Source organism: Proteus vulgaris (genome assembly GCF_033708015.1).
Classification (GTDB): domain Bacteria; phylum Pseudomonadota; class Gammaproteobacteria; order Enterobacterales; family Enterobacteriaceae; genus Proteus.
This window is the reverse complement of record NZ_CP137920.1, coordinates 19,401-33,204: the sequence shown is the minus strand read 5'-3', so window position 1 is coordinate 33,204 and position 13,804 is coordinate 19,401. Positions and strand designations below refer to the sequence as shown.

General features: G+C 39.6%; 15 protein-coding genes. 7 read left to right on the top strand and 8 right to left on the bottom strand.

Annotated elements, in window-relative coordinates; translation table 11 throughout:
* Positions 1–8 precede the first annotated feature (8 nt).
* The 3 genes from waaA to coaD are packed head-to-tail and all read left to right on the top strand — an operon-like array spanning position 9 to position 2,543.
* On the top strand, positions 9–1,286 hold the full coding sequence (waaA, locus tag SB028_RS00165; protein ID WP_069366884.1) for a lipid IV(A) 3-deoxy-D-manno-octulosonic acid transferase: 1,278 nt from the start codon (positions 9–11) through the stop codon (positions 1,284–1,286).
* On the top strand, positions 1,286–2,068 hold the full coding sequence (locus tag SB028_RS00160) for a glycosyltransferase family 2 protein (RefSeq protein ID WP_069366885.1): 783 nt from the start codon (positions 1,286–1,288) through the stop codon (positions 2,066–2,068). Before waaA ends, SB028_RS00160 begins: the two co-directional genes overlap by 1 nt.
* Positions 2,058–2,543, top strand: coding sequence for a pantetheine-phosphate adenylyltransferase (gene coaD, locus SB028_RS00155; RefSeq protein ID WP_069366886.1), 486 nt, complete (start codon positions 2,058–2,060; stop codon positions 2,541–2,543). The genes SB028_RS00160 and coaD overlap by 11 nt, the downstream gene beginning before the upstream one ends.
* Here coaD and mutM read toward each other — a convergent pair.
* Entirely contained in the window at positions 2,540–3,364 is an 825-nt protein-coding gene (mutM, locus tag SB028_RS00150) for a bifunctional DNA-formamidopyrimidine glycosylase/DNA-(apurinic or apyrimidinic site) lyase (protein ID WP_069366887.1), read from the bottom strand. The two genes, coaD and mutM, sit on opposite strands and share 4 nt — an antisense overlap.
* A 99-nt stretch (positions 3,365–3,463) precedes the next feature.
* On the opposite strand from mutM, the gene rfaL reads away from it, so the two are divergent.
* Entirely contained in the window at positions 3,464–4,732 is a 1,269-nt protein-coding gene (gene rfaL / locus SB028_RS00145; protein ID WP_069366888.1) for an O-antigen ligase RfaL, read from the top strand.
* A gap of 77 nt (positions 4,733–4,809) precedes the next feature.
* On the opposite strand, the gene SB028_RS00140 is transcribed toward rfaL, so the two are convergent.
* From SB028_RS00140 to radC, 7 genes are all read right to left on the bottom strand, one after another.
* Complete coding sequence (locus SB028_RS00140) at positions 4,810–5,997, bottom strand: glycosyltransferase family 4 protein (protein WP_286139180.1); 1,188 nt, start codon at positions 5,995–5,997, stop codon at positions 4,810–4,812.
* Positions 5,997–7,100 carry a glycosyltransferase family 4 protein gene (locus tag SB028_RS00135; RefSeq protein ID WP_069366889.1) on the bottom strand — a complete coding sequence of 368 codons (1,104 nt, stop codon included), beginning with the start codon at positions 7,098–7,100 and terminating at the stop codon, positions 5,997–5,999. Before SB028_RS00135 ends, SB028_RS00140 begins: the two co-directional genes overlap by 1 nt.
* Positions 7,101–7,103: 3 nt before the next feature.
* Positions 7,104–8,105: a glycosyltransferase family 9 protein gene (locus tag SB028_RS00130; RefSeq protein ID WP_069366890.1), complete on the bottom strand. Its 1,002-nt coding sequence runs from the start codon at positions 8,103–8,105 to the stop codon at positions 7,104–7,106.
* A gap of 136 nt (positions 8,106–8,241) precedes the next feature.
* On the bottom strand, positions 8,242–9,369 hold the full coding sequence (locus tag SB028_RS00125) for a glycosyltransferase family 4 protein (protein WP_069730318.1): 1,128 nt from the start codon (positions 9,367–9,369) through the stop codon (positions 8,242–8,244).
* Between the two features lie 148 nt (positions 9,370–9,517).
* Positions 9,518–9,685, bottom strand: coding sequence for a 50S ribosomal protein L33 (gene rpmG, locus SB028_RS00120; protein WP_006534250.1), 168 nt, complete (start codon positions 9,683–9,685; stop codon positions 9,518–9,520).
* A gap of 10 nt (positions 9,686–9,695) precedes the next feature.
* Complete coding sequence (gene rpmB, locus SB028_RS00115) at positions 9,696–9,932, bottom strand: 50S ribosomal protein L28 (RefSeq protein ID WP_036914542.1); 237 nt, start codon at positions 9,930–9,932, stop codon at positions 9,696–9,698.
* 247 nt (positions 9,933–10,179) lie between these two features.
* On the bottom strand, positions 10,180–10,851 hold the full coding sequence (gene radC, locus SB028_RS00110) for a RadC family protein (RefSeq protein ID WP_069366891.1): 672 nt from the start codon (positions 10,849–10,851) through the stop codon (positions 10,180–10,182).
* 302 nt (positions 10,852–11,153) lie between these two features.
* On the opposite strand from radC, the gene coaBC reads away from it, so the two are divergent.
* The 3 genes from coaBC (at position 11,154) to slmA (ending at position 13,523) form a co-directional block, all read left to right on the top strand.
* Positions 11,154–12,365: a bifunctional phosphopantothenoylcysteine decarboxylase/phosphopantothenate--cysteine ligase CoaBC gene (gene coaBC, locus SB028_RS00105; protein ID WP_069366892.1), complete on the top strand. Its 1,212-nt coding sequence runs from the start codon at positions 11,154–11,156 to the stop codon at positions 12,363–12,365.
* Positions 12,349–12,807, top strand: coding sequence for a dUTP diphosphatase (gene dut, locus SB028_RS00100; RefSeq protein ID WP_069366893.1), 459 nt, complete (start codon positions 12,349–12,351; stop codon positions 12,805–12,807). Before coaBC ends, dut begins: the two co-directional genes overlap by 17 nt.
* A gap of 113 nt (positions 12,808–12,920) precedes the next feature.
* A complete protein-coding gene (gene slmA / locus SB028_RS00095) occupies positions 12,921–13,523 on the top strand; it encodes a nucleoid occlusion factor SlmA (RefSeq protein WP_023583381.1) in 603 nt (200 codons plus the stop codon).
* Positions 13,524–13,804: the final 281 nt, after the last annotated feature.

Here is a 13,804-nt window from a genome sequence, read left to right as displayed (position 1 = left end):
TTGATAGCATGTTGTTGCGTTTATATCAGGTACTTCTTTACCTTATTCAACCTCTAATTTGGTTACGTCTTTTATTACGTAGCCGTAAAGCACCCGCCTACCGTAAACGGTGGGGAGAACGCTATGGCTTTTGCAAAGGCAAAGTCGTGCCTCAAGGGATATTGTTACATTCCGTTTCTGTCGGTGAAACACTCGCCGCAGTACCACTTGTTCGCGCTCTACGTCATCACTATCCTGATTTACCTATTACGGTCACTACCATGACACCAACTGGCTCAGAGCGAGTTCGTTCTGCATTTGGTGATGATGTGTATCATGTCTATCTTCCTTATGATTTACCGGGGTCAGTTAATCGTTTTCTTAATACAGTTGACCCGAAACTGGTGATCATTATGGAAACGGAGTTATGGCCTAATCTAATTTCAAAACTGCATCAACGAAAAATCCCGTTGATTATCGCTAATGCCCGTTTATCTGAACGCTCTGCGGCGGGTTATCAGAAATTAGGCAGTTTTGTCAAAACGATGCTCCAAAAAATCACCTTAATTGCCGCTCAAAATCAGGAAGATGGTGAACGTTTTATCGAGTTAGGGCTCAAACGTTCGCATTTACATGTCACGGGTAGCTTAAAATTTGATATCTCTGTCACTCCAGAATTAGCCGCTAGAGCCGTTGCGTTACGTCGCCAATGGGCTGCTCATCGCCCAGTTTGGATAGCAACGAGCACCCATGAAGGTGAAGAAACCATTATTTTAGAGACACATAAAAAGCTACTGACCCAGTTTCCGCAGCTTTTGCTCATTTTAGTGCCTCGCCACCCAGAGCGTTTTCCTAAAGCGGAACAGTTAACACGCGAAGCAGGATTAAAATATACCTTACGAAGCACGGATGCTGTACCTGATACACAAACCCAAGTGGTTATTGGCGATACGATGGGGGAGCTGATGTTGCTCTATGGTATTGCAGATTTAGCCTTTGTTGGGGGGAGTTTGGTTGAGCGTGGAGGTCATAATCCGTTAGAAGCCGCCGCTCACGCTATCCCTGTGATTATGGGGCCCCATACTTTTAATTTTAAAAATATCTGTGCCAAACTTGATCAAGCAGAAGGGTTAATTACTGTAACAGACAGTGGATCCATGGCAACAGCTATTGCCTCACTACTTAATGATGAAGATTATCGTCGTTACTATGGTCGCCACGCTGTTGAAGTGCTTCATGAGAATCAAGGGGCATTACTGCGTTTACTTACCTTACTTTCACCTTATCTTCCCCCTCGGAGTCACTAATGAGCCAAAGTCAGCGCCTTTCTGTGGTGATGATCAGTAAAAATGTCGCTGATGTCATTGGCGAGTGCTTAGACTCTGTACAATGGGCTGATGAAATCATTGTGTTAGATTCAGGTAGCCAAGATGATACGTGTCGTATTGCGACAGAGAGAGGGGCGAAAGTCTTTGTCAACAGTGAGTGGCCAGGTTTTGGTAAACAACGTCAACTGGCGCAACAATATGCCACTGGCGATTATATTTTTATGATTGATAGTGATGAGCGTGTCACACCTGAACTAAAAACGAGCATTCAAACTGTATTACAACAGCCTGAAGAGCAACATGTTGTTTATAACTGCGCTCGCCGTAATTTATTTATGGGGCGGTTTATGAAACACAGCGGTTGGTATCCCGATAAAGTGACCCGTTTATATGCTCGTGAACATTACCAATATAACGACAATTTAGTTCATGAATCATTAGAAACCCAAGGCGCGACCGTTAAAACCTTACAAGGTGATCTTCTGCATCTTACTTGCCGCGATCTTATGGCGTTTCAGCAAAAACAGCTAAAATATGCTACCGAATGGGCAAAAGAACGCCATCAACAAGGTAAAAAAGTCAGTTTCGGCTCAATTTTAAGCCATACCGTAGGCGCTTTTTTTAAGACATGGTTGTTAAGAATGGGGTTTTTAGATGGAAAACAGGGATTAATACTGGCATTTGTTAACGCACAGTATACCTTTAATAAATATGCTTCTTTATGGGAACTCAGCCAAAAGACGATCAATCATGAAAAATAAAGCTATCTACCCCGGAACCTTTGATCCTATCACTTATGGTCATATTGATATTTTAACGCGTGCGGCTGGTATGTTTGATACCGTTTTATTAGCAATTGCCGATAGTGCTCGTAAAAACCCGATGTTTACTTTAGAAGAGCGCGTTAATTTAGCAAAAGAAGTCACAAGCCATTTATCCAATGTTGAAGTGGTGGGGTTTAGTGAACTAATGGCGAATTTTGCTAAGCAACAACAAGCAACCATTTTAATTCGTGGTGTCCGCAGCGTTTCTGACTTTGAATATGAATGGCAACTCGCCAATATGAATCGACATTTTGCACCCGATCTTGATAGTGTATTTTTATTGCCATCTCAAAATCTTTCATTTGTCTCTTCATCTTTAATTAAAGATGTAGCACGCCATGATGGTGATGTCTCAACCTTTTTACCTGAAGTCGTCACCACCGCCATGCTAAAAAAACTGGGTAAAATTTAGCGCTCAGTTTCACCATGTTGGCAATGTCGGCAGAAAAATGTGCTACGTTGCCCTTGTTTGATACTTTCAATAGCATGTCCACAAATCAAACAAGGTTTATCTTTACGACCATAAACAAATAGCTCTTGCGCAAAATAACCCGGTTTACCATCAGACTGCAGAAAATCTTTAAGTGTTGTTCCCCCTTGCTCAATGGAGCGGGTTAAGACTCGCTTAATCGCCGTTACCAGAACCTCACACTCTTCTTGCGTTAAACTGCTGGCTTTTCTATCTGGCATAATCCCCGATGAAAATAGCGCTTCGTTAGCATAAATATTACCGACACCCACCACTAATTTATTATCCATTAGCCATGGTTTTATGGCTGTTTTTTTATTTTTCGATTGTTGATAGAGATATTCAGCATTAAATTCATCCGAAAGCGGCTCTGGCCCTAAATGGGCTAATACCGAGCTTGTGGCTAAATCTTCGCACCATAGCCAAGCACCAAAGCGTCGAGGATCGGTATAACGCAGTACCTTGCCATCACGAAAAACCAAATCGATATGATCATGCTTTTCTTCAGGTTGTTCCTCTAATAATATGCGTACACTTCCTGACATCCCTAAATGGATAATGATCCATCCTGTATTAAGCTCGACTAGCAAATATTTAGCACGCCGTTTTACGCTTAAAATAGGCTCATCCAGTAAGGTTTTTATTTTTTCTGAAACAGGCCAACGTAGTTTACTGTTACGCACAATGGCATAGTGCAATACATTGCCGACAAGATGAGGCTCAATACCTCGACGACTGGTTTCAACTTCCGGTAATTCAGGCACAGATGGCTCCATTAATATCAGATAAGAGATACAGCGATAAACATATTTTTATTGTATGATCGACATCCCTAAAAGTATAAAGGACGATAGCAGATTATTATGATGGTGTTTAAAGACTATAGTAAAAAATCCCTGTGGAATTTATCCATTATTGGGCTTTACATTATATTGATCTATTTACCGGATATCACCCGCTATAAAAATATTGTGATGGGATTAATTGGTGCAACCGCACTGTGGTATCTGGTACGTGATTTTAAGACTATCTGCAAAATCTTTAAAAATAATCTGGCTTTCTCGTTGCTGTTTTTATTGCTGACTATTGGTTATTCCATCCTAATTTCTGTCGAACCCAGTATCAGTATAAAAGAAATTAATAAACCCATTTTAAATGGCTTACTGCTCTTTGCTGTGACCTTTCCAATCGTATTATATAAAGAAAAACCGACCGATATTGCCAAAATGGTAATGGTGGCTTTTGCGATTGGGTTATTGGTAATTATGGCTAAAGAGTTGGTGCAGTATTATTTGGAGTATCAGAAAAATATTTGGCCTTTTACAATAAAAAGTCAGCGATTACATCGTGAAATATCCTATGCTCTTCTATTTTTCTTCCCCATTATATTCACTTTATGGGCTTTAAAAAAACAAAACACCATTATTAATTGGCTATTATTAACGGTTGTGAGTTTAGCATTTATTTTTATCATGTTAGGCACCTTAGCACGCGGTGCATGGGTGGCATTAGCGGTTAGCACGCTACTTATCTTCGTTATTAATCGCCAATGGTTACTGATAATAATAAGTGCGTTAACCTGCACTCTATTATTTATTGGTGCGACAAATTTACCAACAAATCCTGTTATCAGTAAATTACTTCAACATAAATTAACTCAAACTAATAGTGGATTACGTTTTGATAACGGTACCCAAGGCTCAGCGTTAGATCTGATTTTAGAACAACCGATAAAAGGCTATGGTTATGGCAATCAGCTTTACCATAATGTCTATAATGAGCGAGTTAAAGAACATCCAAAATGGATATTTAAAAAGTCTATTGGACCCCACAATGTCTTTTTAGCTTTTTGGTTTGCAGGGGGGATTTTAGGATTGATTGGTATTCTCTATTTCTGCGCTTCAATAATCGCGCAAGGCATTCAGCTAATAAGAAAAAACCAAGGGATTATTCGCCAAGCGGCTTTAGTGCTATTAATGTCATTTTTAGGAGTCTATGTACTACGAGGACTCTTTGAAAATGCCTATATTAATCAAGTGGGTATTTTGGTGGGGTTAATGTTGGCATTGCGTTATTCGCTATTAAATAATCTATCAACAACAGTAGATATGGATAATAATAGAAATATTTAATAGCCATCTCTATGACTTAAAAAACTATTAGCCTGTTTACCATTTCTAATGAGTAAACGGGCAATAGAAACCGAGTATTAATGACGGCGAGCATTTTTTAGTGTTGTTTGAATAAGAGTCAATGTCTCTTTCGCGCATTTATCCCAATTGAATCTTTCAATAATAAACGAAAGTGCCTTATTTGTTTTCACTTTAGCAGTGTTGGGGTTATCAATGATATGTTCAATCGCCTTCGCAAAACTAGCCGCATTGCCACTCGTCGCAAATTCCACTAAATCATCATCAATAACACTACGAATTGAAGGCAAATCTGAAATCACAATAGGTTTTTTCATCGCCATATATTCAAATAGCTTTAACGGTGAAGTATAACGCCCCCCCATACTGCTATCTGTAAGTGGTAGAACACAAATATCGGCGTTAGCAATCACTTCAAAACGCTTCACTGGTTCAATATATCCCATAAAACAAATGCGATCAGAGACACTTAATTTATTAGCGAGATTTTCTAAAACAGCAATTTGCTCTGGTTTACCACCGGCAACATAAAGGCGAACTGACTTTAATAAAGGTAAAGCATGAATAATAGTAGGAAGCCCTTTCCATGGATGAAGACTACCTAAATACAATACTCGCGTTTCATCTTGACGTCTTATCAAGTCACCTACTTTTTCTTGTGCTTGCGCGGCTAATAAATCAACACCATTAGGCGTAACATAAATCGGAGTTTCAATATGGTAGATATTAATAATGTCTTCTTTTATTAATGGTGTTTTTACAAAAACAGCAGCACACTGCTGATAAACCATGGCTTCTATTTTTAATAATTTAGCCAGTTTTCGTTGATTTTTAGGGTTCTGTAGATCATGAGATTCACGAAAAGACTGAGAAAAAACTTCATGCCCTTCAAAAAAACAAGGAATTTGTGGGTGTTTACGTAATAAATAGTGCGCCATTTTTAAATTACGGGTAAATATGGCATCAACAGGATTTTTTCTTAACCATGTAGAGACCTGATGATTAAATATTTTCTGGCTATTAAATGGGAAAAACCATTTTTTTCGTATATTTTTCAGTCCAGTAAAAGAAACATTCTTATCTATATCCCGTCCCAAAAAAGTATCTGCCGTGATTAATGAAACTGGAGATACCATATGTACCAAACAACCATTACGAGCCATTGCATCAATCATTTGAACAACCTGCAAGGATGCGACTCGATAATCGGGTACGGGATAAGGATCTATATAAGCAATTTTCATCATTATAATTTTAATGCCTGTAATAAACGTTGTGCAGAATGTTGCCAAGTATAACGTGTTTCTATACGGATACGTGCATTCTCACCCATTGCTTTTCCTCTATCAGGTAATTGACGGAGATGATTAATTGCCATCACAATTTCATCTGCATTGCCTGGGGCGACTAATAATCCCGCAGTCCCTTCATTACCGACAACTTCAGGAATACCGCCGATATGACTGGCAATTACTGGTTTTGCGCATGACATTGCTTCTGCAATCGTAATACCGAAGGCTTCATCGCCTGTACTTGGGAAAATACCTGCATCACTGGCGGCATAAAACTCAGGTAACATATTATGATCAACAGGTTGATGAAAAATAACTTGCTCTGCAACACCTTTAGAAATCGCTTTCTTTTTTAATCGCTCAAGATCATCACCTGCACCAATAATCAAGAGCTTAACATCTTCACCTTTTAACTGTTCTATGGCATCGATTGCAACACTTAACCCTTTCCAACCGACTAATCGCCCAGCAAATGAGAGTAAAAAAGTCGATGTATTTATACCTAATTGCTCTCGCAATGCGGTGTGCATCGGTTTAAATTTTTCAATATCTACGCCATTATAAATTACACGAGGAAATTGCTTAAAATGATGTTGAATTTGCCAAGCATTAAAGTGACTACATGCAACCCATGCTGAAATTTTCTTACCTAATTGGCGATCGCCTTTGAAAAAACTGGTGCCCCCACTCATATAGCAAAAACGCGTTGAGGATGATTTAGGCATCATAGAAGGCCAAAAAAAATCGAAAGGCTTCGTTAAAATAATCCAATCAAAATGTTGGCTGATAACCTCTTTTTTAGCGTGTCGTGCAAAAGTATAGCGCTCAACAATACGGCGAAAACGTCCCCCCAGATCAATCACTTTATCTCTTGGGGTATAGGGGTAAGTGTGTACCTGTATTTGGCGTCCTGCCAGATTGTGTCGAATATCGCCATTGCCACCATAAAGATGAACTTCATGCCCAGCATCATGTAATTGCTTAGCCAGTTCCCAAACGGCTGTTTGGATCCCGCCATAAGACATGGTGATTGTGACATCAATTATACCGATCTTCATGAATTACTTTTTCACCTTTATTCCATCAATGATATTACGCACTGCATTCCACACTTCTTCGACTGATATTTCAGCCATATTATCTTCACGGCGGGCATTTTCCAACGACGTTGGATGTTGGATAACCTGACAACAAGAATGTTGTAATGGGGCTAAATAGCGCCCTGGGTGATAGCTATGATATAACGCCACCATTGGAATATCTAAAGCCCCTGCTAAATGTGTAGGTCCTGTATCTACCCCAACATAAAGCGATAAATTCGCCATAATTGCCGCATTTTGTCGCATTGAAACTCGACCTGCTAAGGCTAAACAATGGTCTTCACCGATTTTTTTAGCTAAATCAATGGATAATTGTTCACTTTCTTTACTACCTAATAGCAAAAAGTACGTACTCGCGTCATGGGTAATAATCTGTTTTGCTAATTGCAGAAAATTTTCCACGGGCCAATCTCGATAGGCCTTAGCGGGAAAACTTTGCAGTTGAAAACCAATAATATTCTTATTAATTAATGAATTATCGTTTAAAAATTGTTGTGCAAAAGTCGCTTCTTCATCACTGACAAAGTAACGTAATTGCCAACAACTCGGATAAATCCCTAATGCATTAATTAATAAGGCACGCTCTTTTTGTGCCACCATCGGCGACTTAGGACGCGCAATCCAAGTCACATTGCCTTGCTGCTGAGACATATCAGCAAAAGCAACCGTATGATGAGATTGGCGGCGAGCATAACTCACCAATTCACGATCATTACCGTATACCAAAGCCAAATCATAAGGCTTATGGGGTAACCAACCTGACCAAACAGCACTTCTTTTAGAAAAATGTCTAATACCCTCAATATCAGGGTTATGCTCAAGAATGCATGCGCTACGCTTATGTGCAAATACATGAATATGAGCATTGGGCCAGCGCTGTTTTAAGGCATGAATAACGGGAGTGATAAGTAATGTATCACCAAAACGCGCTACCGCTATAACCAATATATTTTTTGGATCCATATGCTTTTTATTTGGCTTAAATGATACATTTACTTCTTAGACTATACACTAAAAAGTATTACAAATATTCATCAATAAGATGAATAAACCCCATTGATAAGAGATAATAGTTTCACGACTTTATTATCAACATTAATCATACTGATTTATTTTTACCGTTGATTGCCTGAATAAAGATCCTTTCCATCTTATCTAACATATTATCTAAACCAAATCGTGAAACAGCATGTTCAAGCGCCGCTTTTCCCATCTGTTCACGCAATTCATCTGAGCGCATTAATTTAGCTAAGTGACTGGTTAATAATTCTTGTACTTGCGGTGCTAATGTAAATCCGGTTTTACCATCAATAACCGCTTCACTAATCGCTCCCACGGTTGTAGAAACAACGGGTAAACCACAGGCCATTGCTTGCATAATCCCTTGCGGTACCCCTTCATTACCAAAAGACGGTAGCGTAAAGAGATCCATTGCATTTAAACAGTCAGGCACGTCATTACGATTACCAAGAAAGAAGATACTTTGTGATAATCCTGCCTCTTTGACCATCGGCTCTAAATTTTTACGTTGAGGTCCATCACCAACAAAAATTAATTGCCAATCAGGAAACTGCTGATGCAATGATTTCCATGCTTCTACTAAATATTTATATCCTTTCCACACTCGCATAGTCGCCACAATACCTAACGTTGGTTTATTCGGTATTCCTATTTTTTCCCTAGCTTGTGCTTTGTTTTGTGGAAAAAAACGTTGCAAATCAATTCCAGTAGGCACTGATGTCATTTTTTCTAATGGAAATTTATTATGCTGATGGAGAGTCTGTCGTAATTTTTCACCCGTTGTGACAACATGGGCACTGGATGAAAGATAAAGCCACCGTGTTGGTAATGAACGAGAAACATCCGTAGAAACATGACGCGTTCGAACAACCACAGGGGAATGGCGTAATGTGGCACAAGAAGCGGCAACTAACCATGCATCCGTTGAACTATGAGTATTGATCACATCAAATTGGTGACGATGTAATTTCAGCCATTGACGAAATGCTTTTAATGCTGATGCGCGTTTTTTCTCAATCGGTAATGTAAAAACCTCAATACCATAATCAGGCGCAGCCTTAGCTATTTTGGATGTAGGACAGCACACTAATGCTACTCGGTGCCCTCTGCGGATCATACCTTGAGATTCCGTCAGTATACGAATTTCCTGACCACCCCACCCACAAGATGATTCTGTATGTAATATTGATAATACTGACTTACTCATCCGCAATCCATTTATCTGATGATTTAAAAGAGCCATAGTATAACTAAAGAGCCAACGAAGATCACAATAGCTTTACTTTGTTATACTTAGCGAGCTTCAGATAACAAAAAACCCGACACTAAGGTCGGGTTTTTTAAGAAAACTAAAATTATTTAATTTTAGCTTCTTTATAAAGCACATGTTGACGAACAACTGGATCGAATTTTTTCATTTCCAGTTTTTCTGGCATAGTGCGTTTGTTCTTCGTAGTGGTATAGAAGTGACCTGTACCAGCAGAAGAAACGAGTTTAATTTTCTCGCGAATACCTTTAGCCATTTTTCAGCTCCTAGAACTTCTCACCACGGGCACGTAAATCTGCTAATACAGATTCGATGCCTTTCTTATCAATCACACGCATACCTTTAGCAGATACGCGCAGAGTTACGAAACGTTTCTCAGACTCAACCCAGAAACGGTGAGAGTGCAGGTTTGGCAGAAAACGGCGTTTAGTCGCGTTTAATGCGTGAGAGCGGTTGTTTCCACTCACAGGACGCTTGCCGGTAACTTGGCAGACTCGGGACATGTCTATTCTCCAAAAATCTAATCAGCTCGAGCTTTAATATCAGGTTTGACCGCCTCGTCAGGCTTTGGAGCCCATCTCAGCAACTTTTAACGATTGAAAAACTGTGTAAACACCTCAGAAAAAACTTGCTGAGATAGGCTCTTCTCGCCAAACCCAAGATCCTCAAAGGTGGCGTAGTATACGCCCAATGGCCTCAACGCTCAAGACCCGTACAAATAAAGATTGACAATAATTACAAAAATATTCGCTACAACCACCCTCGTTCAGCAAACGAAACACAATCATCATGCCCTATCACAAGGTGATCGAGTACATTTACCCCCACTAATTGGCAAGCAGTAAAAATTTTTTCTGTGATTTCTTTATCTGCAAGACTTGGTTCGCAAACACCAGAAGGGTGATTATGAGCAAGAATGATGGATGTTGCATTCTTTTTTATTGATTGGCGGACAATTTCTCTCGGATGCACTTCAACTCGGTTAATTGTTCCTTTAAACATCTCTTCAAATGCAATCAATTGATTTTGATTATCCAGAAAAAGAACTACAAACACTTCCCGGTCTCGCCAATGAAGTAATTTTTGTAAGTAATACTTTGTCTCTTCAGAAGAAGAAAGGACATTTTTATACATAAATTGTGTTGTGGAAAAACGCTGTGCCATTTCATTGATAGCTTGTAACTGGGTAAATTTTCCCACACCAATGCCTTTAAAACGCCCTAATGTTTCATAATCTGCATTAAGAACGTGATAAAGAGAACCACACTCTTTAAGTAGAAAAGCTGCTAATTCTAATACCGATTTTTCATAAGTACCGGTCCGTAAAAAGAGCGCTAATAACTCAATATCAGTGAGTGATCCCACGCCATAAAGTAATAATTTTTCTCGAGGTAAAAGTTCACTAACCGATTGATTTTCCATCCGTGGACTCCTTAATAAGTCAAGGTAATGGTATTCATGATCTATTTTATTTATTCACATAAATATTGGGCTTTAGGTGAAGCATTAGTCATCATAAAATGCCAATCATAAAACAACTGTTGTTTTATACAGCTAAATTACTATAAACTGCACATCTTGTATAAAAAAGACACATATCAAATTTATGCGAGAGTAATCGCAAAAATTTAACATATAAAACATAAAGTTACATAGAATTCCGAATTCACGATGACCTTGTGGTAAAATTACGGACAATTATTTATGTACTTAGGCATTTCATCATGACTACACTTCACGACAAAAAGATTATTCTTGGTATCAGTGGTGGTATTGCGGCCTATAAAGCACCAGAACTTGTACGCCGTTTACGTGATAAAGGTGCGATTGTGCGAGTTGTAATGACACCCGCGGCCCATGCATTTGTGACGCCGCTGTCACTACAAGCCGTTTCTGGTTTTCCTGTTGCTGATGATTTACTTGATCCAGCCGCAGAAGCCGCTATGGGGCATATTGAATTAGGTAAATGGGCTGATTTAATTCTACTTGCACCTGCAACTGCCGATCTTATTGCACGTTTACGAGTGGGTATGGCAAATGATTTACTTACCACCCTCTGTTTAGCGAGTAGTGCACCTGTCGCTATTGCGCCAGCAATGAATCAGCAAATGTACAGAGCCACAATTACACAAGAAAATTTATCAGCATTAGAACAACGTGGCTGTTTAATTTGGGGGCCTGATTCGGGTAGTCAAGCTTGTGGTGATGTAGGACCAGGGCGAATGTTAGATCCTCTCGCACTCGTCTCATTAACGGAAAAACAACTTGCTTTACAACCTCAAGATTTTGCTGGTAAGAAAATCACGATAACCGCAGGACCGACTCGTGAAGCTTTAGATCCCGTGCGTTTTATCAGTAATCATAGCTCAGGGAAAATGGGGTTTGCGATTGCACAAGCAGCCGCATTACGTGGCGCTGATGTCACCCTTATCACAGGACCTGTCACATTACCGACACCCGCTTGTGTTAAACGTATTGACGTTGAAAGTGCACAAGAAATGTATGAACAAGTGATGCTAATCGCACCTTCACAAGATATTTTTATTGGTTGTGCGGCTGTTGCTGATTACCGCGCTAAACTTATCGCGGCTGAAAAAATAAAAAAACAAGGTGATGAAGTCACCATCACTATGGTAAAAAACCCCGACATTGTCGCGAGTGTTGGAAAAATGGTTGAACACCGTCCTTTTGTTGTTGGATTTGCAGCCGAAACCCAGAATGTGGAAGAATATGCTCGCAAAAAACGAGAACAAAAGCAGCTCGATTTAATCTGTGCCAATGATGTTTCATTAGAAAATCAAGGCTTTAATAGTGACAACAATGCATTATACCTTATTTGGGCTAATGGAGAAACGCGCTTACCACACAGTAGTAAAGCACAACTTAGCCATCGCCTACTTGACGAGATAGCCAAACATTATGATGAAAAAAATTGATGTTAAAATCCTTGATGCACGTATTGGTCAAGAATATCCACTTCCTGCTTATGCCACAACAGGCTCTGCTGGTTTAGATTTACGCGCTTGCCTTGATGCACCATTGGTTCTTGAACCTGGGCAAACCGAATTATTACCTACAGGTCTTGCTGTACATATTGCCGATGAAGGATTAGCAGCAATGGTGCTTCCTCGTTCAGGTTTAGGTCATAAACACGGTGTTGTATTGGGTAACTTAGTCGGACTGATTGATTCTGACTACCAAGGACAACTGATGGTGTCCGTTTGGAATCGTGGTCAAACCGCATTCACCATCGAACCGGGTGAACGTATTGCTCAAATGATTATCGTACCAGTAGTTCAAGCTGAATTTAATATTGTTGATGATTTTACCGCAACGGAACGTGGTAGCGGTGGCTTTGGTCACTCCGGCCGCCAATAATAAATACGTCTTGCATTAATTATATCAATGACGATATCACTCCCTTTGCACTAAAAAATCTTAGTGCAAAGGTTTACTGATTTGTTTTGCTTTTAGCAGGGGCCTTATCAGTCATGGCAGAAGAAAAAGAAACCAAAAAGAAAAGAAATAGACGGGATGAAATCTTACAGTCACTTGCCCAAATGTTGGAATCAAGTGACGGTAGTCAGCGCATCACAACGGCGAAGCTTGCTGCCACTGTGGGTGTATCTGAAGCCGCACTCTATCGACATTTTCCAAGTAAAACCAAAATGTTTGATAGCTTAATTGAGTTTATCGAAGATAGCTTAGTCTCCCGTATTAATTTGATTTTAAAAGACGAAAAAGACGCTGTTGCAAGAATTCGCTTAATTCTTATCTTGATCCTCGGTTTTGCTGAAAAAAACCCGGGGCTATCTCGTATTTTGACTGGTCATGCATTAATGTTTGAACAAGACAGATTGCAAGGGCGAATAAACCAACTTTATGAACGTATTGAGGTTCAATTACGGCAAGTCATTAAAGAGCGTAAAATTCGTGAAGGTAGTGCTTTCTTGCATGATGAAGCGTTACTTGCTTCACAACTACTCGCTTTTTGTGAAGGTATGCTAGCGCGCTTTGTACGCACAGAATTTCGCTATCAACCCACTCAGGAGTTTGAAGCCCGCTGGCCATTAATTTTGGCACAATTACAATGAAATGATGGACTCGTGATTTAACTCAACAATTTGAAATTGACAGATATGCCGTTTTTTTCTTATTTGTGTTAACATGCGTCCTCTGGTACAGAGTTACCTCAATGTATTTATCAGGAATGGCATTCGTGCAATTCCTATATTGTGGCATTAGCAACTCGCTTTGCCCCTGCTGTAAACGTCCTTTTTATATTTCAATATCTGTGATAATTATCGCAGAAGATTCATTGTACTACTCACCCCGCCCATCATTGGGCGAGGGCTTTTTTTTATCTATAATTGAC